General features: G+C 68.6%; 17 protein-coding genes. 13 read left to right on the top strand and 4 right to left on the bottom strand.

Annotated elements, in window-relative coordinates:
* The 4 genes from DPV74_RS19155 (at position 1) to DPV74_RS19140 (ending at position 5,087) form a co-directional block, all read left to right on the top strand.
* Positions 1 to 1,041: an alpha-ketoacid dehydrogenase subunit beta gene (locus tag DPV74_RS19155; protein ID WP_119337778.1), complete on the top strand. Its 1,041-nt coding sequence runs from the start codon at positions 1 to 3 to the stop codon at positions 1,039 to 1,041.
* A gap of 1 nt (position 1,042) precedes the next feature.
* Complete coding sequence (locus DPV74_RS19150; protein ID WP_119337777.1) at positions 1,043 to 2,392, top strand: dihydrolipoamide acetyltransferase family protein; 1,350 nt, start codon at positions 1,043 to 1,045, stop codon at positions 2,390 to 2,392.
* Between the two features lie 5 nt (positions 2,393 to 2,397).
* A complete protein-coding gene (gene lpdA, locus DPV74_RS19145; RefSeq protein ID WP_027787927.1) occupies positions 2,398 to 3,789 on the top strand; it encodes a dihydrolipoyl dehydrogenase in 1,392 nt (463 codons plus the stop codon).
* A 668-nt stretch (positions 3,790 to 4,457) separates the two neighbouring features.
* Positions 4,458 to 5,087, top strand: coding sequence for an NAD(P)H-binding protein (locus tag DPV74_RS19140; protein WP_027787926.1), 630 nt, complete (start codon positions 4,458 to 4,460; stop codon positions 5,085 to 5,087).
* Positions 5,088 to 5,111: 24 nt separating this feature from the next.
* Here the strand turns inward: DPV74_RS19140 and DPV74_RS19135 are convergent, their stop codons facing one another.
* Positions 5,112 to 6,029, bottom strand: coding sequence for a LysR family transcriptional regulator (locus DPV74_RS19135; protein WP_119337776.1), 918 nt, complete (start codon positions 6,027 to 6,029; stop codon positions 5,112 to 5,114).
* Between the two features lie 127 nt (positions 6,030 to 6,156).
* Here DPV74_RS19135 and speB point away from each other — a divergent pair, with 127 nt between their 5' ends.
* The 5 genes from speB to DPV74_RS19110 all read left to right on the top strand — a co-directional run bounded on the left by speB (position 6,157) and on the right by DPV74_RS19110 (position 11,354).
* On the top strand, positions 6,157 to 7,122 hold the full coding sequence (gene speB, locus DPV74_RS19130) for an agmatinase (protein WP_060371688.1): 966 nt from the start codon (positions 6,157 to 6,159) through the stop codon (positions 7,120 to 7,122).
* Complete coding sequence (locus DPV74_RS19125) at positions 7,115 to 7,579, top strand: GNAT family N-acetyltransferase (protein ID WP_119337775.1); 465 nt, start codon at positions 7,115 to 7,117, stop codon at positions 7,577 to 7,579. Before speB ends, DPV74_RS19125 begins: the two co-directional genes overlap by 8 nt.
* 136 nt (positions 7,580 to 7,715) lie before the next feature.
* The gene (locus DPV74_RS19120) at positions 7,716 to 8,393 is read left to right on the top strand and encodes an SOS response-associated peptidase family protein (protein ID WP_060206351.1); all 678 of its coding nucleotides are present in this window, start codon (positions 7,716 to 7,718) and stop codon (positions 8,391 to 8,393) included.
* A gap of 303 nt (positions 8,394 to 8,696) precedes the next feature.
* Positions 8,697 to 10,127 (top strand): cytosine permease, encoded by a 1,431-nt coding sequence (locus tag DPV74_RS19115; RefSeq protein WP_027787921.1) that lies wholly within the window; start codon positions 8,697 to 8,699, stop codon positions 10,125 to 10,127.
* Positions 10,128 to 10,283: 156 nt separating this feature from the next.
* Complete coding sequence (locus DPV74_RS19110) at positions 10,284 to 11,354, top strand: porin (RefSeq protein WP_119337773.1); 1,071 nt, start codon at positions 10,284 to 10,286, stop codon at positions 11,352 to 11,354.
* Between the two features lie 58 nt (positions 11,355 to 11,412).
* Here the strand turns inward: DPV74_RS19110 and DPV74_RS19105 are convergent, their stop codons facing one another.
* The gene (locus DPV74_RS19105) at positions 11,413 to 12,369 is read right to left on the bottom strand and encodes a LysR family transcriptional regulator (protein WP_027787919.1); all 957 of its coding nucleotides are present in this window, start codon (positions 12,367 to 12,369) and stop codon (positions 11,413 to 11,415) included.
* Between the two features lie 188 nt (positions 12,370 to 12,557).
* Here DPV74_RS19105 and DPV74_RS19100 point away from each other — a divergent pair, with 188 nt between their 5' ends.
* From DPV74_RS19100 to DPV74_RS19085, 4 genes are all read left to right on the top strand, one after another.
* Complete coding sequence (locus tag DPV74_RS19100; protein ID WP_048023682.1) at positions 12,558 to 13,868, top strand: MFS transporter; 1,311 nt, start codon at positions 12,558 to 12,560, stop codon at positions 13,866 to 13,868.
* A 31-nt stretch (positions 13,869 to 13,899) separates the two neighbouring features.
* Positions 13,900 to 15,171, top strand: coding sequence for a Zn-dependent hydrolase (locus DPV74_RS19095; RefSeq protein WP_119337772.1), 1,272 nt, complete (start codon positions 13,900 to 13,902; stop codon positions 15,169 to 15,171).
* Between the two features lie 49 nt (positions 15,172 to 15,220).
* Positions 15,221 to 16,243 carry a histone deacetylase family protein gene (locus DPV74_RS19090; protein ID WP_119337771.1) on the top strand — a complete coding sequence of 341 codons (1,023 nt, stop codon included), beginning with the start codon at positions 15,221 to 15,223 and terminating at the stop codon, positions 16,241 to 16,243.
* A gap of 105 nt (positions 16,244 to 16,348) precedes the next feature.
* On the top strand, positions 16,349 to 16,639 hold the full coding sequence (locus DPV74_RS19085) for a hypothetical protein (protein WP_027787915.1): 291 nt from the start codon (positions 16,349 to 16,351) through the stop codon (positions 16,637 to 16,639).
* A gap of 32 nt (positions 16,640 to 16,671) precedes the next feature.
* Here DPV74_RS19085 and DPV74_RS19080 read toward each other — a convergent pair whose 3' ends face one another.
* A complete protein-coding gene (locus DPV74_RS19080; RefSeq protein ID WP_119337770.1) occupies positions 16,672 to 17,634 on the bottom strand; it encodes a spore coat U domain-containing protein in 963 nt (320 codons plus the stop codon).
* Positions 17,631 to 19,928: a fimbria/pilus outer membrane usher protein gene (locus tag DPV74_RS19075; protein WP_247040072.1), complete on the bottom strand. Its 2,298-nt coding sequence runs from the start codon at positions 19,926 to 19,928 to the stop codon at positions 17,631 to 17,633. Before DPV74_RS19075 ends, DPV74_RS19080 begins: the two co-directional genes overlap by 4 nt.
* Between the last annotated feature and the right edge of the window lie 17 nt (positions 19,929 to 19,945).

Raw genomic sequence — 19,945 nt, 5'->3', positions numbered from 1 at the left:
ATGGCGCAACACGAGACAGGCACGGCAACGCAGCCGATGACGATGATCCAGGCGCTGCGCTCGGCGATGGACGTGATGCTCGGGCGCGACAGCGACGTGGTCGTGTTCGGGCAGGACGTCGGCTATTTCGGCGGTGTGTTCCGCTGTACCGAAGGATTGCAGAACAAATACGGGAAGTCGCGCGTGTTCGATGCGCCGATCTCCGAAAGCGGGATCGTCGGCGCGGCGGTGGGGATGGGCGCGTACGGGCTGCGCCCGGTGTGCGAGATCCAGTTTGCCGATTATTTCTACCCGGCCTCCGACCAGATCGTGTCGGAAGGCGCGCGGCTGCGTTATCGCTCCGCCGGCCAGTTCACCGCACCGATGACGATCCGCATGCCCTGCGGCGGCGGCATCTACGGCGGCCAGACGCACAGCCAGAGCCCGGAGGCGATGTTCACGCAGGTGTGCGGGCTGCGCACGGTGATGCCGTCGAATCCGTACGACGCGAAAGGGCTGCTGATCGCGTCGATCGAGAACGACGATCCGGTGATCTTCCTCGAGCCGAAGCGGCTGTACAACGGGCCGTTCGACGGCCATCACGACCGGCCCGTCACGTCGTGGCTCAAGCATCCGTCGAGCGCGGTGCCCGAGGGCTACTACACGGTGCCGCTCGATACGGCCACCGTGGTGCGTCCCGGCAACGACGTGACGGTGCTGACCTACGGCACGACGGTGCACGTGTCGCTCGCCGCGGCCGAGGAGACGGGCATCGATGCGGAGGTGATCGACCTGCGCACGCTGTGGCCGCTCGACCTCGACACGGTCGTCGCGTCGGTGCGCAAGACCGGGCGCTGCGTCGTGGTGCACGAGGCGACGCGCACCTGCGGTTACGGGGCGGAACTGGTGTCGCTGGTCCAGGAACATTGCTTCTACCACCTCGAGGCGCCGGTCGAGCGCACGACGGGCTGGGACACGCCGTATCCGCATGCGCAGGAGTGGGCGTACTTTCCGGGCCCGGCCCGGGTCGGTGAAGCGTTGCGACGCGTGATGGAGGCGTGAGATGGGGATTCATGTCATCAAGATGCCGGATATCGGCGAAGGGATTGCCGAGGTCGAACTGGTGGCCTGGCACGTGGAAGTCGGGCAGACGATCAAGGAAGACCAGCCGCTCGCCGATGTGATGACCGACAAGGCGGCGGTCGAGATTCCGTCGCCGGTGACGGGCAAGGTGATCGAACTCGGCGGCCGGATCGGCGAGATGATGGCGGTCGGCAGCGAGCTGATCCGCCTCGAGGTCGAAGGTGCCGGCAACCTGAAGGCCGGCGCACCGGTGCGGGAATCAAAGGTAGAAACCGCACCGGTCGCGGTCGCGGCCGCGGCCGCGCCGTCGACGACGGTGGCCGACGCGCCGGCAGAGTCGCCCGCCAGGCCGGCGACGAAGCACGCGCCTGCGGAGCCGCGTCACGCGAAGCACGCCGAACGCAAGGAACACGTGGAGCCGCCGCGCGCGGCACTCGCGCCGGGTGAACGGCCGCTCGCGTCGCCGGCCGTGCGCCAGCGCGCATGGGACATGGGCATCGAGCTGCGTTATGTGCGCGGCACGGGGGAAGCCGGACGGATCCTGCACGCGGATCTCGATGCGTATGCGGGCAGCGGCGGCGGTGCGGCGCGCGGCGCCCGCGGATCGCGGGCGCACGGCTACGACGAACGCAACGATGAAACCGAGGTGCCGGTCATCGGCTTGCGGCGCGCGATCGCACGCAAGATGCAGGAAGCGAAGCGCCGCATTCCGCACTTCAGCTACGTCGAGGAGATCGACGTCACCGAGCTCGAATCGTTGCGTACGGATTTGAACCGCCGCTACGGCGACACGCGCGGCAAGCTCACGCCGCTGCCGCTGCTGATCCGCGCGATGGTGATCGCGTTGCGCGACTTTCCGCAGATCAACGCGCGTTTCGACGACGAAGCGGGGGTCGTCACGCGCTATGGCGCGGTGCACATGGGCGTCGCGACGCAGACGGACAGCGGCCTCACGGTGCCGGTGCTGCGTCACGCGGAAGCGAAGGACGTGTGGTCGATTTCCGCCGAGATCGCGCGGCTCGCCGACGCGGTGCGCACGAACCGCGCGCAACGCGACGAACTGAGCGGCTCGACAATCACGATTTCGAGCCTCGGCGCGCTCGGCGGCATCGTGTCGACGCCGGTCATCAATCATCCCGAGGTCGGCATCGTCGGCGTGAACCGGATCGTCGAGCGGCCGATGATCCGCGACGGCGCGGTCGTCGCACGCAAGATGATGAACCTGTCGTCGTCGTTCGACCATCGTGTCGTCGACGGCGCGGACGCGGCGGAATTCATCCAGGCGGTGCGCGCGGTGCTCGAACGCCCGGCACTGCTGTTCGTGGAGTGAGCGCAATGAAGAACGAACACACCACGCTACTGGTGATCGGCGGCGGCCCGGGCGGCTACGTCGCCGCGATTCGCGCCGGCCAGCTCGGTATCCCGACCGTGCTCGTCGAGCGCGACCGCCTCGGCGGCACGTGCCTGAACATCGGCTGCATTCCGTCGAAGGCGCTGATCCACGTGGCCGACGCATTCGAACAGGCGCGCGGCCATGCAGGCGAGGGCGCGCTCGGGATTCGCGTGCGCACGCCCGAGATCGACATCGCGAAAAGCGTCGCATGGAAGGACGGTATCGTCGACCGGCTCACGCGCGGCGTCGGCGCGCTGCTCAAGAAGAACGGCGTGCGCGTGTTGCACGGCGACGCACAGGTGGTCGACGGCAAGACCGTCGACGTCGTCGCCGGCGGCCACACGACGCGGATCAGCTGCGAGCACCTGCTGCTCGCGACCGGTTCCGAACCGGTCGCGCTGCCGTCGATGCCGTTCGGCGGGCATGTCGTGTCGTCCACCGAGGCGCTGTCGCCCACGACCCTGCCGAAGCGGCTGGTCGTGGTCGGGGCCGGGTACATCGGGCTCGAACTCGGGATCGTCTATCGCAAGCTCGGCGTCGACGTGAGTGTCGTCGAAGCGGCGGAGCGCGTGTTGCCCGCGTACGATGCCGAACTCGCGCGGCCGGTTGCCGATTCGCTCGCGCGGCTCGGCGTGCGGCTGCTGCTCGGCCACAAGGTGCTCGGCCTCGCGGAGCACGGCGCGGTGCGCGTGCAGGCCGCCGACGGCGCGGAGCAGACGCTGCCGGCCGATCGCGTGCTGGTTGCGGTTGGCCGCCGGCCGCGCGTCGACGGTTTCGGGCTCGAGTCGTTGCCGCTCGATCGCAACGGCCGCGCGCTGTGGATCGACGACGAATGCCGGACGTCGATGCGCAACGTCTGGGCGATCGGCGACGTGGCCGGCGAGCCGATGCTCGCGCATCGCGCGATGGCGCAGGGCGAGATGGTGGCCGAGCTGATCGCCGGGAAGCGCCGCAAGTTCATGCCCGCATCGATCCCGGCCGTGTGCTTCACCGATCCGGAGATCGTCACGGCCGGCTGGTCGCCGGACGACGCGCGGGCGGCCGGTGTCGATTGCGTGAGCGCGTCGTTCCCGTTCGCGGCGAACGGGCGCGCGATGACGCTGCAGGCGACCGACGGCTTCGTGCGCGTGGTCGCGCGGCGCGACAACCACCTGATCGTCGGCTGGCAAGCGGTCGGGCGCGGCGTGTCGGAGCTGGCGGCGGCGTTCTCGCAGTCGCTGGAGATGGGCGCGCGGCTGGAGGACATCGGCGGCACGATCCATGCGCATCCGACGCTGGGTGAAGCACTGCAGGAGGCCGCGCTGCGCGCGCTCGGGCATGCGTTGCATGTCTGACGGGCCGGTGTGACAGGGGGCCGCCGGTGCGCAGCGTGCGCACCGGCGGCTTTTCGTTTGCGGCGCGGGCTTCCGCGCCGGCGCTTGCGCCGTTCGTCGTGACGGCGTGCGCAGGTCGACGTGAGGCGCCGTCACGTCGCGACAGAACGCATCGATCGCATCGACCATCTGCGGCAGCCCGGGCTGCTCGATCGGATAGCGGCCCGTGTTCTCCAGCTTCGTCACCTGGGCGGCTGTCGATCAAGGAAATCACGCAGGAACCGGGATTCTGCGACATGTCGTCGTTCTCGCAGGCATACGAGCGCTGGAGCGTGTCGCGACACGAGACGGCCGGGTCGTAGCGTACGCCGGCATCTTGTTCGAAAGACGGCGAAAAATGAACGTTCTCTTTTTCATTGGCCGCGTCATTTGTCGTATCAATGTCGAATAAATATCAATATCGAGCGCTTTGATGCGATAAAAATTTCGAATGTGCGCGGAACTGAAGCGTCGGCGAAGCATGGCGGGAGTCGTGCCGCGGCAAGTCAGAGACAGGGAATGAGCACGGCCTGTAACTTTTCGAGATGTTGGGCGCTTGTCGGTGCCGAGTCGGCCGACGATCATGTGGGAAGCCGGAAACCGGGGCGTTCCCGCTCCGCCAACGCAGGCTCCACACGGAAGAACCGGACATGAAATTGCTGCTCGTCGGCGCGACCGGACTCGTCGGGCGTCACGTCCTCGAAGTCGCGCTCGCCGATGCGCGGGTCGATCAGGTGATCGTCCTCGCGCGCCGCCCGTTGTCGCCGCACCCGAAGATGCGCGCGCTCGAGGTCGATTTCGATCATCTGCCCGACGCGGCCGACTGGTGGCATGCCGATGCCGTGATCTGCACGCTCGGCACCACGATGCGGGCCGCCGGCTCGAAGGCGGCGTTCCGGCGCGTCGACCACGACTATCCGCTCGCGGTCGCGCGGCTCGCGCACCGCCACGGCACCCCGGCCTACGTCCTGAATTCCGCACTCGGTGCGGACCCGGCATCGAGCATCTTCTACAACCGCGTGAAGGGCGAGGTCGAGCAGGCGCTCGCCGGCGTCGGGTTCGCGTCGCTCACGTATGTGCGGCCCGGGCTGATCGGCGGCAGCCGCGACGAATTCAGGCTCGGCGAGCGGCTGCTGGTGTTCGCGTTGAACGCGGCCCGCCCCGTGTTGCCGGCGAAGTGGCGCGTGAATCCCGCGTCGCGGATTGCCCGCGCGCTGCTCGACGCGGCGATCGACGCGCGGCCGGGCGTGCAGGTCATCGCGTCCGACCGGCTCGCCTGACGCGCCACGGGCGGCGCGCGCCGGTCACGAGCCCGCGAAGCCGTCGAGCTCGCCGAACTGTTCGGCGAGCGCCGCCGTGAACGCTTCCAGCGCTTCGCTGCCGTCGCAGTTGCGCGGTGTCGCGAGCTGGAATTCGACCGTATGGCTCAGCTTGCTCGCGAGCAGCCGGCGCATCTTCCCGGCGGCGACCCACGGCGCCGCGACATGGTCGGGCAGGAAGCCGACGTGCGTGCCGGACAGGATGAAGATCACGTCCGCGTCGACGTTTTCGGAGAACGCGGTCGGCTGCGCGTTGCGCAGCGCCGCACCCGACGTGTTCGTCTTGTAGAGCCGCGCGACGTTGCTCGCGCCCGCGATGTCGTTGACCGACACGGTCTTTTTCGCAAACAGCGGATGCCGGGCGCCGCAGTGCAGCGACTGGTGTTCGACGAACAGCGGCGTGTAGTGCAGGCCGGCCTGGTGGCCGGAAAAATAGCCGATCGCGAGCTGGAGTTCGCTTTTCAGCAGCCGGCGTTCCAGCTCGTCGGGCGGTACCGCGACCATCTCGATCAGCACGTCCGGCGCCCGTTCTCGAAAGCGGCCGACGCTTGCCGCGATCGATTCGACGACGTCCGGTGCCAGTCGCTCGGACAGCCCGATACGAAGTTCGCCGAGCAACGTGCCCGACACGTGCTGCGTATCGCGCGTGAACACGTCCATCGCGTGCAGGAGCCGCCGCGTCGACTGCAGCACGCGTTCGCCCTTCGGCGTCAGCCGGAAGCCGCTCTTGCCGCGATCGCACAGCCGGAACCCGAGACGCGTCTCGAGCTTGGCCATCTGCGTGCTGATGGTCGAGGGCGCCATGCCGAGCGTGCCTTGCGCGGCGCTGAAGCCGCCGCTTTCGACGATCGTCAGAAAGAGCCGCAGCAGCTGCACATCCATGTCTCTCAATCGGGTCAGCATGACGATACGTCGCGTTTCGTGAAGTCGGCTTATGTTAGTTCATATTTTTCGTCGGATGCCGCAGCGGCAGAATCGGGCACGAGGTCGCCAGCCGCGCGGCCGTCCCCCTTCAGACAGGAAGCCGACGATGAGCCAGAACGATTTCGCATTCACGCGCGACAGCCTCTACGGCACGCAGGCCGAGCCGACCTTCGCGGGCGCGACGAGCTTCATGCGCCGGCGTTTCAGCCGCGATCTCGACGGCGTCGACCTCGCGATCACGGGCGTGCCGTTCGATTCCGCCGCTTCGCACCGGCCCGGCACGCGCTTCGGCCCGCGCGGGTTGCGGATCGCGTCGACGGGCATCGCGTGGGAGCGCCCGTGGCCGTGGTCGTTCGATCCGTTCGACGTGCTGGCCGCGGTCGACTACGGCGATTGCGCGTTCGATCTCGGGCAGCCCGAATCGGTGCCGGGCGCGATCGAGCGGCATGCCGACGGAATCCTCGCGCGCGGCTGCGCGATGCTGACGCTCGGCGGCGATCACTTCATCACGTATCCGCTGCTGAAGGCGCACGCGAAAGTGCACGGGCCGCTGTCGCTCGTGCATTTCGATGCGCACACCGACACGTGGCCCGATCGCGACGTCAAGCGCATCGATCACGGGACGATGTTCTATCACGCAGCGCGGGAAGGATGGGTCGTGCCCGGACGGTCGGCCCAGGTCGGCATCCGGACGACCAACGACGCGCCGATGGGCTTCGACATCCAGGATGCGCGTCACGTGCATGCGTCGACGCCCGCCGCGATCGCCGCGCGCATTCGCGACCGGGTCGGCGATCATCCCGTGTACCTGACGTTCGACATCGACTGCCTCGATCCCGCGTTCGCGCCGGGCACGGGGACGCCGGTCTCGGGTGGGCTGTCGAGCCATCAGGCGTTCGAGATCCTGCGTCACCTGGAGGGCATCAACCTGGTCGGCATGGACGTGGTCGAAGTGTCGCCGCCGTATGATCATGCGGAAATCACGTCGCTGGCCGGCGCGACGATCGCGCTGGAGCTGATCTGCCTGTATGCGTCGCGCCGGCGCACCACGGAAAAATCGAACGATGACTGAACTCACCTGGCGCGAGGCCGTTCCCGACGATGCGGCCGCGTGCATCGAACTGCGCGGCAAGACGCGCGAGAACGCATTCACCGACGCGCAGTTGCGCGACCTCGGCATCACCGTCGAAAGCTGGGGCGACGGCATCCGGGACGGCCTGGTCTTGGGCCGGGTCTGCTGCGCGAACGGGCGCATGGTCGGCTACTGCTTCGGCGACACCGGATCGGGCGAGATCGTCGTGCTCGCGATCCTGCCCGAATACGAGGGGGCGGGGATCGGCAAGCGGCTGCTGCAGCAGGTGATCGACGCGTTCGCCGCGAACGGCTTCACGTCGCTGTTTCTCGGGTGCTCGACCGATCCGGCGTCGCGCTCGTACGGCTTCTACCGGCATCTGGGCTGGACGCCGACGGGCACGCTCGACGAAGCCGGCGACGAAATCCTGACGCTGCGGATCGCGCGGCACGCATGACGGCACGCGCCGGAGGCGCCAGGCGCTTTGTCGATCCGTCGCTTCGTAAAACTGTTTCGTCATACCAAGCGATCGCGTGACCGCGGCGCCTGCACTGACCTACGATGGAGACATCGTTTCCACCGTCCACCGAGCCGTGTGTACCCACTACCGCGCTCCCGATGAAGACCCGGGCATCAGCGAGCTGAAGATCGGGATCGGCGACCTGTTCCGCCGCGACCCCTGGGCACCCGACGTGTATCCCGACTACGCGGCGCCGGTCGCGCGCGCCGACGGCGACGGCCTCGAGGTCGTCGCGGCCGTGTTCGGTTTCTGGCCGAAATTCATGCAGCCCGAGCGGGTCGACGAGAACGGTCGAAAGAGAAAGAAACTCGATACGGTGAACGCGCGGGCGGAAACGGTCGGCTCGTCGCGGCTCTACGGCACCGCGTGGCGCAACGGCCAGCGCTGCCTGATTCCGGTGCGCTGGATCGTCGAGCCCTGTTACGAAACCGGTCGCAACGTGTGGCACCGGATCGGCGTCGCCGGCTGGCAACCGTGCTGCGTCGCCGGCATCTGGCGGCGCTACGAAGGCGCCGACGGCCGCGAGCGCGTGGGCATGGCGATGCTCACGGTCAACGCCGACGCCCATCCGCTGTTCGCACGGATGCATCGGCCCGGCGAAGAGAAGCGGGGCGTCGTGATCCTGCGCCGCGACGATTACGACGAGTGGCTGCACGTGCGCGACATCGAGGCAGCCCGGCGCATGCTGACCGTGCTCCCGGCCGCCGACATGACGGCCGAACCCGATCAGGCATCGCCCGCGCGTTCCTGAGCTTTCATTATTCCGACGTTCTGCTTTCGACAAAACCGGCCGAAGCTGTGCCGATTGTTCGGACGATTTCGAAAATCGGCCGATACCGGGTAATCACCGATATCTCGCAAGTTGTATATACAAGATCATCCGCTGGCAATGTCGGCACACGTTGTGCCGCTTGCGCGCCAGCGCGCAAACCGTGCGTGCGTGGCGCATGCCGGCGATCCACGGCGCCCCGCACCCGCAGAGCCGAAAGGGCGGCTCGCAGCTTCCCGTCTTGTTCGAACCATTTGTGATCCTGAGTATTTTGGAGATTTGCCCGTGTCTACGAATCCCAGTGGAAAAGCCGGCGGCCTGATCGAAGTCCGATCGATCGACTTCATTCCCGACGCCGAGCGCCACGGCGGCCTGCTGAGCCAGTTCACCCTGTGGCTGTCGGCCAACCTGCAGATCACGGCCATCGTCACGGGCGCGCTCGCCGTCGTGCTCGGCGGCGACGTGTTCTGGTCGCTGGTCGCGCTGCTGCTCGGCCAGTTCGTCGGCGGCGCGGTGATGGCGCTGCACGGCGCGCAGGGGCCGCAGCTCGGGTTGCCGCAGATGATCTCGAGCCGCGTGCAGTTCGGCGTCTACGGCGCAATGATCCCGATCGTGCTCGTGTGCCTGATGTACATCGGCTTTTCCGCGAGCGGCTCGGTACTGGCCGGGCAGGCTGTCGCGCAGCTGCTGCACGTCGACGACGCGGCCGGCATCCTGCTGTTCGCGGCCGTGATCGTCGTGCTGACCGTGTTCGGTTATCGCGCGATCCATGCCGTCGGCCGGGTCGCGAGCGTGATCGGCATCGCCGCGTTCGTCTACATGTTCACGCAGCTGTTCGCGAACCACGACATCGGCGCGCTGCTCGCGAACCGGCATTTCTCGCTCGCGAGCTTCCTGCTGTCGATGTCGCTGTCCGCGTCGTGGCAGATCGCGTTCGGTCCGTACGTCGCCGACTACTCGCGTTACCTGCCGCGCTCGACGTCGTCGGTCGCGACGTTTCTCGCGGTCGGCCTGGGCTCGGTGATCGGCGCGCAGGCGGCGATGGTGTTCGGCGTGTTCGCGGCCGCACTGGCCGGCAGCCAGTTCGCACACCATGAGGTGGCGTATATCGTCGGCCTCGGCTCGACCGGCGCCGTGGCCGCACTGCTGTACTTCAGCATCGCGTTCGGCAAGGTGACGGTGACGGCGCTCAACGCCTACGGCAGCTTCATGTCGATGGCGACGATCGTCAGCGGCTTCCGCGGCAAGGGCGCCGTGTCGTCGAAGAGCCGCCTCGTCTACATCTTCGGGATGATCTGCGTCTCCACGCTCATCGCGCTCGCGGGCCGCCATTCGTTCCTGAAGGAATTCACCGCGTTCATCCTGTTCCTGCTCGCGTTCTTCACGCCGTGGAGCGCGATCAACCTGGTCGACTACTACTGCTTCACGCGCTCGCGCTACGACGTGCCGGCGCTGTCCGATCCGGACGGCCGCTACGGCCGCTGGAACGTGATGGCGATCACGATCTACGTGGTCGGCATCCTCGTGCAGTTGCCGTTCATGTCGACCCACATCTACACGGGCCCGCTCGTCGACGCGCTCGGCGGCACCGACATCTCGTGGATCCTCGGCCTGATCGTGCCGGCCGTGCTGTATTACGTCGGCGCGCGTGCGTCGCGCCGCAGCATTCCCGAACGCCTGATCCTGCCGCTCGAACGCGGCGAAGTTCACCACTGACGACACGTCACGCGCATCGGGCCGGCTGCCGGCCTGAATGCCGCGCGAGCCGGGCGCTGCCTGCGCCGGGTTCTTCCACACGTTTCCCTTTCGACGATGCCGGTGCGGCGCGGCTGCCGCGCGCGGTGTCGTTTCATTCTCAGGCCATTGAATAGTATGACTAAGAAGATGACAGCCCGCGGCAGCGATTCCCGGGCGCGGATGGTGCACGCCGGTCTTCGCGTGACGGTGGCGGCGGCGTGCGTCGCCGGATCGGGCGCGGCGCTCGCGCAGGACGGCGTCACGCTGTACGGCGTGATCGACGAGTTCGCGCAGTACGTGAACACGGGCAACGGCTATACGGCGGCGATCGGTTCGGGCGGCCAGTGGGGCAGCCGGTTCGGGCTGAAGGGCGGCGAGGATATCGGCGGCGGGCAGAAGATCGAGTTCGCGCTGGAGAACGGCTTCAACCCGAACGACGGCTCGCTGGCGAGTTCGGGCAGCCTGTTCAACCGGCAGGCGTGGGTCGGGATCACGGGGCAGTGGGGCAAGGTGCGCGCGGGCCGCCAGAACTCGCCGCTGTTCAACGACCAGGGCGGGCAGGATGCGTTCGGCGGTGTCACGCAGGCGTCCGGCATGGACAACCTGACCGTGTTCGCGTTCCGCACCAGCAATACGCTGTCGTACCAGAGCCCGGAGATCGCCGGCTTCCAGGGCGGGCTGTACTTCGGGTTCGGCGATGCGGGCGGCGTGCGCTCGGCGGGCGCCAGCCGGCAGTTCGACCTGACTTACGAACACGGGCCGTTCGGTGCGTTCGTTGCCGGCCAGTGGCTGAAGAACGCGACGGCGACCACGACCGATCGTACGATCATGGCCGGTGTGTCGTACGAGATCGGCAAGGCGACCGTATACGGCGGTTTCTCCGCGGTGAAATGGGCCGATCTCGGCATCGATTCGCGCGTGTACGGGCTGTCGGTCAAATACCAGTTCAATCCGGCGAACTACGTGGCGCTCGGCTACGCGTATCTGCACGACCAGTCGTCGCAAGGCAACAATGCGGACCAGCTCGGGCTGATGTACGCGTACGACCTGTCGAAGCGCACGAGCTTCTACGGCGCGCTGTCGTACCTGCGCAACCGCAACCAGGCCGGCTACACGCTCGCCGGTGCGGCGAACCCCGGCCTGCCGCTCGCGTATCCGGGCGCGAATGCGCGCGGCGTGCAGCTCGGCATCGTGCATCGCTTCTGACGTTGCCGACGCGCCGGGCCGTGTGCGCCCGGCGCTTTCCTCCAGCGCGCTCGCGCCGCTACTTCCCGAGCCGCTCCGCCAGCGAATGGCGCTGCATGCAGCGCTCCATCGCGTCGAGAAACGCGTGCTCGGCCGCGTTCATCTTGCGATCGCGATGCCACAGCAGGAACACGTCGACGTCGACGAGCCCTTCGTCGGGCGGCAGCCGCCACAGCCGCTGCTGGGCGATGTCGTCGCGCACGATGTGTTCGGGCAGGCAGCCGATCCCGTAACCCGCGAAGATCAGCCGCCGCACTTCCTCGAGGCTCGGCGACGATGCGACGATGCGCCCCGTGAAGCCCTTCTGGTCGCGAAACACGGTGAGCGGCGACAGGCTGTCGCCGATCTGGTCGCTCGTGAACGACACGAAATTCTCGGCGAGCAGATCGTCCATGCGCAGTTGCGTCTGCCCGAACAGCCGGTGATGGCGGCCGCAGTAGATCGCATAGCGCTGGCGCAGGAAGCAGCGCATCTCCAGCTTGTCGTGCGGCGTGCGGCACAGGCCGAGCCCGGCCGTGGCGGTTTTCTGCAGCAGCGAAGACAGGATGTCCGACGAGCGCATTACCTCGATCTGCAGGTCGATGCGCGGATACGCGCGATGGAATTCCGCGAGGAATTCGTCGTAGACGGGCGACTCGATGCGGCTCACCGTCAGCAGCCGGATCGAGCCGGTCAGGTCGGCCGTGCTGTCGTCGATTTCGGTTTCGAGGCGCGAGATGCCGCCGTAGATGTCGCTTGCGATCCGGTACACGGCTTCGCCCGCCGGCGTCGTCGCGAAGTGCGTGCCGCGCCGCTCGATCAGCTTGCGTTCGAGCGTGTCCTCGAGCCGCCGCAATGCCTGGCTCACGGCCGGCTGCGTCACGTGCAGGCGCGCGGCCGCGCGGCTCACGCTGCGCTCCTGCACGATGACGAGGTAGGTGCGCAACAGGTTCCAGTCGAGACGGTCGTTCAGGAACGGGGCGAGGTCGGGGCGCATCGGGTCTCCGGGCGAGGCGTCGGGTGGATATTAGTTGAATTTATACGGCGAATAATAACTTGAAATTTGACTAATGATTTGCGGTCGCCGATAAAGGAGGGGCGCCGCAGCGTGCGGCGCAAGGCCGCGACAGACGGCCGTCCACGATATTGCGCGTCGCGCCGCAGCGGCGCGCGTCAGGAGCCCGCATGACCCAGTCCCTTCCTTCCGCCCGCCAGCCGGGACGCGCCGCGACGGCCGCGTTCATCGGCACGATGATCGAGTGGTACGACTTCTACATCTATGCGACCGCCGCCGCGCTCGTGTTCGGCGAACTCTATTTCCCGTCGCATGACCGCTTCGTCAGCACGATGGCGTCGTTCGCGACCTTCGCGGTCGGCTTCTTCGCGCGGCCGCTCGGCGGCGTGATCTTCGGGCACCTCGGCGATCGCATCGGCCGCAAGAAGGCGCTGATGACGACGCTGATGATGATGGGCGTCGCGACCGTCTGCGTCGGGCTGCTGCCCGATTATTCGACGGTCGGCCTGCTCGCGCCGGTGCTGCTCGTCGCGCTGCGCGTGGTGCAGGGGATCGCGGTCGGCGGCGAATGGGGCGGCGCGGTGCTGATGGCGGGCGAGCATGCGCCGCAGGGGCGCCGCACGTTCTTCGCGTCGTTCGCGCAGCTCGGCAGCCCGGCCGGGCTGATCCTGTCGCTGATCGCGTTTCGCGCGGTCACGTCGATGGACAAGGCGGACTTCCTCGCGTGGGGCTGGCGCCTGCCGTTTCTCGCGAGTTCGGTGCTGCTCGTGGTCGGCATCCTGATCCGGCTCGGCGTGAACGAGTCGCCGGAATTCGCACGCGTGAAGGAAACCAACCGCACGGTGAAGCTGCCGGTTGCGGAAGTGTTCCGCTCGGCGTCGGGGCTCGTGTTCCTCTGCATCGGCGCGAACACGATCGGCATCGCGGGCGTCTATTTCACGAACACGTTCATGATCGCGTACACGACGCAGTACGTCGGCGTCTCGCGATCGCTGATTCTCGACAGCCTGTTCGCGGTCGCGATCATCCAGTTCTTCGCGCAGCCGGTCGCCGCGTGGATCGCCGAGCGCATCGGCGGCGCGCGCTTCCTGAAACTCGCGGCGCTGCTCGCGATGCTGTCGCCGTATCCGATGTTCATGCTCGTGCAGGGCGGCACGTCCGCATCGCTGATTGCCGGCATCGCGCTCGCGGTGGTCTGCATGGCCGGCTTCTATTCGGTGATCGCGGGTTTCGTGAGCGACGTGTTCCCCGCGCACGTGCGCTATTCGGCGATCTCGCTGGCTTACCAGATCTGCGGCGCGATCGCGGGCGGCCTGACGCCGCTCGTCGGCACGTGGCTCGCGCATCGCTTCGCTGGCCAGTGGTGGCCGCTCGCGGTGTTCTACACGTGCCTGGCCGGCATCTCGCTGCTCTCCATCGTCGCGATCGACGCACGCCGCGCAGCGCGGCCGGCCGCCGCCGAAGCGCTCGGCTCGCAGTGAACCTCAACGAACGAATTCATCCGGAGTGCACATGAAAGACCTTCTGGAAATCGACGGTGCCCGCTTGTGGCAGAGCCTGGCGGACATGGCGCGCGTCGGTGCGACGCCTCGCGGCGGCGTGCGGCGCCTGGCGCTCACCGACGACGATCGTCGCGGGCGCGACCTGTTCGCGCAGTGGTGCCGCGACGCGGGGATGACGGTGAGCGTCGACGCGGTCGGCAACCTGTTCGCGCGGCGCGACGGCGTCGATGCGCAGGCCGCGCCGGTGCTGATCGGCAGTCATCTCGACACGCAGCCCGAAGGCGGCCGGTTCGACGGCGTTTATGGCGTGCTCGCCGCGCTCGAGCTCGTGCGCACGCTGAACGACGCAGGCATTGCGACCGGCAAGCCGCTGGAAATCGTGTCGTGGACCAACGAGGAGGGCGCGCGTTTCGCGCCGGCGATGCTCGGCTCGGCCGTGTTCACGGGCGCGTTGCCGCTCGACGATGCGCTCGCGAAGCAGGACGCCGACGGCATCACGCTCGGCGCGGCACTGGACGCCTGCGGTTATCGCGGCGCGCGCGCGACGGGCGGCGCGGTCGATGCGTACTTCGAGGCGCATATCGAACAGGGCCCGGTGCTGGAGGCCAACGGTACGACGATCGGCGTCGTCACGGGCGGGCAGGCGATCCGCTGGCTCGACGTGACGGTGACGGGCGTGGCCGCGCATGCGGGCACGACACCGATGCCGTATCGCAAGGACGCGTATTTCGCGAGCGCGCAGATGGCGCTCGAACTCGAACGGATCGTCGCCGGTCATGCGCCGCGCGGGCTCGCGACGATCGGGCAGGTCGGCATCCGCAACGCGTCGCGCAACACCATTGCCGGCGACGTGACGTTCACGGTCGACCTCCGTCATCACGACGATGCGCAAGTCGACGCGATGGAGCGCGAACTGCGCGATGCCTGCGCACGTGTCGCCGCGGCGCGCGGCGTGCAGGTCGCGATCGACACCTGCTGGCGCAGCCCGGCGACGCCGTTCGATCGCGACTGCGTCGAACTGGTCGCGCAGGCGGCTGCCGCGTTCGGCTATACGAACGAGCGGATCGTCAGCGGCGCCGGGCACGACGCGATCCTGCTCGCGCGCCGCGTTCCGACCGCGATGGTGTTCATCCCGTGCGTCGACGGCCTGTCGCACAACGAAGCCGAGGACGCGCTGCCCGCCGACGTGACGCGCGGCACGAACGTGCTCCTTCATGCGGTGCTCGCGCGCGCCGGCGTCGCGGCGAGCGTTGTCGCGGCGGCCGCCGCGCAGGATGCGTGACAGCGCGAACCGACCGATCGACCGACAGAACAACCGACGAGGGCAAACGATGAACACCTATTTCCATCCCGAGCAGCTGCTGCACCATCCGCGCAGCTACCTGTCGCGCGGCCGGATGCGTGAGCCGCAGGAAGTGCCCGAGCGCGCGGCGCGGCTCGTCGCGGCCGTCCGGTCGCTCGACTTCGACGTGCGCGAGCCGGCCGATCGCGGCACCGCGCCGATCGCGGCCGTGCACGACATGAACTACCTGCGCTTTCTGGAAGAAGCGCACCGCGACTGGAAACGGATGCCCGACGACTGGGGCGACGAAGTGATGTCGAACGTGTTCGTGCGGGACCCGAACCCGCTGCGCGGCGTGCTCGCGAAGGCCGCGCGCTATCTCGCCGACGGCAGTTGCCCGGTCGGCGCGAACACGTGGCGCGCCGCGTACTGGTCCGCGCAGAGTGCGCTTGCGGCTGCGGCCGACGTCAACGACGGCGCACGCGACGCGTACGCGCTGTGCCGGCCGCCCGGCCATCACGCGCGCCGCGACGCGGCCGGCGGCTTCTGCTACCTGAACAATGCGGCGATCGCCGCGCAGTCGCTGCTCGGCCGCCATCGCCGGGTCGCGATCCTCGACACCGACATGCATCACGGGCAGGGCGTGCAGGAGATCTTCTACGGCCGCGACGACGTGCTGTACGTGTCGATCCATGGCGACCCGACCAACTTCTACCCGGTCGTCGCGGGTTACGAGGAAGAGACGGGCACGGGGCCCGGCGACGGTTTCAACCTCAACCTGCCGATGCCGCACGGCGCGCCCGAGTCGGCGTTCTTCGAGCGGCTCGACGACGCGCTGCGCGCGCTCGCGCGGTTCCAGCCCGATGCGCTCGTGCTCGCGCTCGGCTTCGATATCTACAAGGACGATCCGCAATCGCAGGTTGCCGTCACGACCGGCGGTTTCGGCCGGCTCGGCGGGGCCATCGGCGCACTCGGGTTGCCGACGGTGATCGTGCAGGAAGGCGGCTATCACCTCGAAAGCCTCGACGCCAACGCGCGTGCGTTCTTCGGCGGGTTCGCCGGCGCGCGCTGACCGGCGCGGCGGGGTTCGACCGCGTGCGCGCGGATTGAGGTTTTCCGCGCGCATGCCGATAATTCGCGCATCTGCCTGGATGGATGCACGAAGGAGGGCCGCACGATGACAGCCGGCCAGATCACACGCGGTGCGATCGCGCTCGCCGTACTGGGCGCAGGGTCGCTCGCGAGCGCGGCGGAGCCGTCGATTCCGCTGCGAGTCAGTCTCGTCATTCCGGAAACCTGCACGATCGACGCCGGCGCGCCGCAGGCGGCTGCCGATGCCGGCATGCCGAGCGTCAGTTGCATGCACGGCACGCCGTTCGTGCTCAGCCACGCGGCGCTGCCCGACGCGCGGTCGGCGCCGCGCAGCATCGGCGCGGGCGCACCGCCCGCATGGACCGTCACGTTCTGAACGGTGCGCCCGCCCGTTCACGCCGTTGAACGCTAGAAACTGATCGTCGCGGTGATCGTGTCGCTGTAGCTGCCGGGCGCGGGCGTGGCCTGCGCCGGCACCGCGCCGTACACGGTCACGACCTGCGACGTGCCCGTGCCGACTCCCGTGACCGTCGCGCTGCCGCCCGTGCCGTCGCCCCATCCGATCGAGTGCGCGGCGTCCGTATACAGCCCGTAATCGATCGTCCCGCCTCCACCGCTGCGCTTCATCTGGCGCGTCGTCACGTCGCCGCTGCCGCCGCTGCTCAGCGCGATTTTCCACGCGTCGCCGTTGGTGCATTGCGCGGTGATCGTTCCCGTTGCCGCGAGCGTGCCCGACAGGATGCTCGCGGTGCCGAAGTTCACGTTGGTCGCGTTGATGTTGCAGTTGTTGATGACGTCCGCCGTCGCGCCGAACGGGAAGGTGCCGCTCGACGTCGTCAGCGATGCGCAGGTCGGCGCGACGAGCAGGTAGAACCCGGTGTTGATCGACGTCGTGTTGCCGCCGAACTGCTGCGAATAGGTCGTGGTGCTGTTGCCGGTCGTCGGCACGGTCGGCTGGTTTCCGGTGATCTGTCCGTACACGGTGACCGTCGCGGACGCGCTCGTGCCGAGCGCGGGTTTGGCGAGCGTGACGGACGCCGGCGTCGTGCCGGAATACACCGAGCCCCACGCGACCGAATGTCCGCCGTCGAGATAGAGGTCGTACTGCATCGCGTTCGTGCCGTTGACGAGGCTGCGCGGGCTCGTGCCGCCGAGGTTCAGGCACACGAGCACGTTCGGCACCAGCGAGACGGTCGACCACGTGCAGGTGACGCTGACGGTGCCGGTCGCGGTGACCGGTGCGTTGGAGATCGGGCTGACCGATCCGAAACTGACCGTCGACGCCGTGGCCGTGCAGGACTCGGCCCGCGCGTGATGCGGCACGCCGCACCACGCGGCGAACGCGATGACGAGCAGCAGCGCGAGCCTCATGGCGCCGCCCGGCAGGTGAGGGGCCCGATGGTCGGCAGCGTGCCGTTGCCGGGCGCGGTGAACGCGAATTCCGTGATGCAGCGTTGCGTGCCGGAGTCGATCACGAGGTGGTTGTCCTCCTTCAGTCCGTCGATGAACGTGAGCCCGTCGTAGCCGACGATCGTATCCGCGCCGCTTTCGGCGTGATGCACGCGCGCACCGGCCGGCAGCGGGCGGCCCTCGGCGTCGCGCAGGATCACCGACGCCGCGCGATAGCGCGACACGCCGAAATGCGCGACGACACCCGATTGCGCCTGCGGCACGACCGTCATCGACGTGCGGGCGATCCGCGCATCGGCGGGCAGCTTCATCGAGTCGATCGCGATCTGGTTGTTCTGGTACGCGTTCAGGTCGGGCACGAGCAGGTGCCCCGCGCGGTCGGTCGTGCCGATCACGCGGTTCTCGTGCAGCACCGGAATGCCCGCGACGCCGTCGGTCGACACGAGCGCGAAGCCGTCGTCGATGCGGCGCGACACCTGCAGGCTGCTGTCCATGAACACGAGCGCGCCGCTCACGTCGAGCGACGCGCCGGTCTGTCGGTCGATGTGCTGCGCGGCCGCGATGACTTCGCCCGCGTGGCCGAGATACCGCAGTTGCGCCTGCCGGTAGGGCACCGCGCCCGTGCCGCCCGTCTGCACGCCCCAGCCCCAGCCGCCGCCGTAGTCGGGCGGGCGGCTCGCGTCGACGGTGTAGTTCGACTGGCCGCGCTGGCGGCCGACGGTCGTGTTGATCGACGTGTTGCGGCCGAGCCCGATGTTCAGCGACACGAACGCGCCGTTCGCACCCTGCTGCGCGAAGTCGCGGTACGCGCTCACGCTCAGCGACGCGAGATCGCCGAAGCCCAGCGTGTACGACACCGTGCCGATCCGCGTGCTCGGGCCTTGCGGCATCCGGAAGCCGATATAGCTGAGCGACAGGGTCTGGCGGTGCATGAACGGCAGCGCGAGCGTCGCCTGGTCGGTCGCCGCCGGCGCCGTCGCGCCGTCGCGCGAGGCCAGGTCGCCGTAGCGGCCGAACGCGCGGATCGTCTGCGCGTTGATCGAGAAGCGCGGCTCGATCAACTGGTAGCCCACGCTCACCTGCGTGCCCGGAAAGCGGCCGGCGCTGCCCGCGACCGCGCCGCTCACGACGCCCGCGTAGCCGAGCCGCAGCAGCGCGCCGACGCCGGCGTTGAGCACGCTGCCGGTCGCTTCCGCATGCCCCTCGACGGTCAGCGCGTCGGTGACGCCGCGTCGCATCGAGCCGCTGACGGCCGGCCGCGCGTCGTAGTCGAACGACCGCAGCCCGTAGTTGCGGCGCAGGAAGCCGGCTTCGAACGAATAGCTCGACAGCCCGGCAGACAGCATGCGCGTATCGACGTAGAGCGGCACGGAGGTCGCGACGGTGCGGCCGAGCGCGTCGCGCGTGATGACGGTCGCCTGCCCGGCACCCCTGATGCCCGGCACGTCATGGATGAGGAACGGGCCGCTCGGCACGTTGCCGGTGTACTGGCGCACGTTGTTGATGTACAGGTCGACGGCCGACGGGACGGCGGCGGAGCCCGCGAGCGACGGGATCGGGAACGTGACGAGATCGGGGCGCAGCGCGAAGTTGCTGCGCCACTGGAAGCCGCCGATGCGCACCGAGCGCGTCCATGCGAGCGAACCCGAGATCGTGTCGCCGATCTGCGTCGTGCTCGGCCGCGCCGGGTCCGAGCGGCTCCATGACGTATCGAAGCGCGTGTAGCGCCGCTGGCCGTTGTAGAAGGTCGCGGCGCCTGTCGTGTCGAACACGCCGCCCGGATCGAAGTAGCGCACGTCGGTGTAGAGCGAGTACTGCCGGTCGCCGATCGTCTGCGCGTACGCCTCGTAGTTGATCGCGACGCCGCGCGACGCGCTGGCCGCCTGCGTGGGCGGCAACGCACGGCTGTCGACCGCGTACGGCCGGCGCAGCGAGTCGGGCATCTGCAGGTCGACGCTCTGGCGTGCCGCGTCGTAGCGGTAGCGCAGGCCGGGAATCGCGTCGAGGTCGACCGTTGCCGCGTCGGCGAGGCCGAGCCGGTCGGTTGCAACGCCGATCGTGCGCAGGTCGGCGCCGCTCGCCGACAGGTGGCCGTCGCGTTCGCGGAAGTGCGCGAGCAGCGTCGTGTTTTCGCCGTTGACGCTGACTTCGAGGATCACGTCGTGCGTGCCGTCGGTCATCACGAGCACCGGGAGTTCGTCAGCGCGCACCGGGCCGAGCGCGAGCAGGCCGCCGGCCACGACGGCCGCGAGCACGGCGCGCGGCGAGCGGC

It is taken from the genome of Burkholderia sp. HAN2018, from assembly GCF_024704855.1.
Taxonomy (GTDB): Bacteria; Pseudomonadota; Gammaproteobacteria; order Burkholderiales; family Burkholderiaceae; genus Burkholderia; species Burkholderia cepacia.
Note: the sequence above shows the minus strand (reverse complement) of the source record. Positions and strands in the feature narration are given on the sequence as shown.

What these genes read in the sequence shown, in the direction of transcription:
- DPV74_RS19155 (WP_119337778.1), top strand. Translation starts at nt 1, where the DNA reads ATGGCGCAACACGAGACAGGCACGGCAACGCAGCCGATGACGATGATC.
- DPV74_RS19150 (WP_119337777.1), top strand. Translation starts at nt 1,043, where the DNA reads ATGGGGATTCATGTCATCAAGATGCCGGATATCGGCGAAGGGATTGCC.
- lpdA (WP_027787927.1), top strand. Translation starts at nt 2,398, where the DNA reads ATGAAGAACGAACACACCACGCTACTGGTGATCGGCGGCGGCCCGGGC.
- DPV74_RS19140 (WP_027787926.1), top strand. Translation starts at nt 4,458, where the DNA reads ATGAAATTGCTGCTCGTCGGCGCGACCGGACTCGTCGGGCGTCACGTC.
- DPV74_RS19135 (WP_119337776.1), bottom strand. Translation starts at nt 6,029, where the DNA reads ATGCTGACCCGATTGAGAGACATGGATGTGCAGCTGCTGCGGCTCTTT.
- speB (WP_060371688.1), top strand. Translation starts at nt 6,157, where the DNA reads ATGAGCCAGAACGATTTCGCATTCACGCGCGACAGCCTCTACGGCACG.
- DPV74_RS19125 (WP_119337775.1), top strand. Translation starts at nt 7,115, where the DNA reads ATGACTGAACTCACCTGGCGCGAGGCCGTTCCCGACGATGCGGCCGCG.
- DPV74_RS19110 (WP_119337773.1), top strand. Translation starts at nt 10,284, where the DNA reads ATGACTAAGAAGATGACAGCCCGCGGCAGCGATTCCCGGGCGCGGATG.
- DPV74_RS19105 (WP_027787919.1), bottom strand. Translation starts at nt 12,369, where the DNA reads ATGCGCCCCGACCTCGCCCCGTTCCTGAACGACCGTCTCGACTGGAAC.
- DPV74_RS19100 (WP_048023682.1), top strand. Translation starts at nt 12,558, where the DNA reads ATGACCCAGTCCCTTCCTTCCGCCCGCCAGCCGGGACGCGCCGCGACG.
- DPV74_RS19095 (WP_119337772.1), top strand. Translation starts at nt 13,900, where the DNA reads ATGAAAGACCTTCTGGAAATCGACGGTGCCCGCTTGTGGCAGAGCCTG.
- DPV74_RS19090 (WP_119337771.1), top strand. Translation starts at nt 15,221, where the DNA reads ATGAACACCTATTTCCATCCCGAGCAGCTGCTGCACCATCCGCGCAGC.
- DPV74_RS19085 (WP_027787915.1), top strand. Translation starts at nt 16,349, where the DNA reads ATGACAGCCGGCCAGATCACACGCGGTGCGATCGCGCTCGCCGTACTG.
- DPV74_RS19080 (WP_119337770.1), bottom strand. Translation starts at nt 17,634, where the DNA reads ATGAGGCTCGCGCTGCTGCTCGTCATCGCGTTCGCCGCGTGGTGCGGC.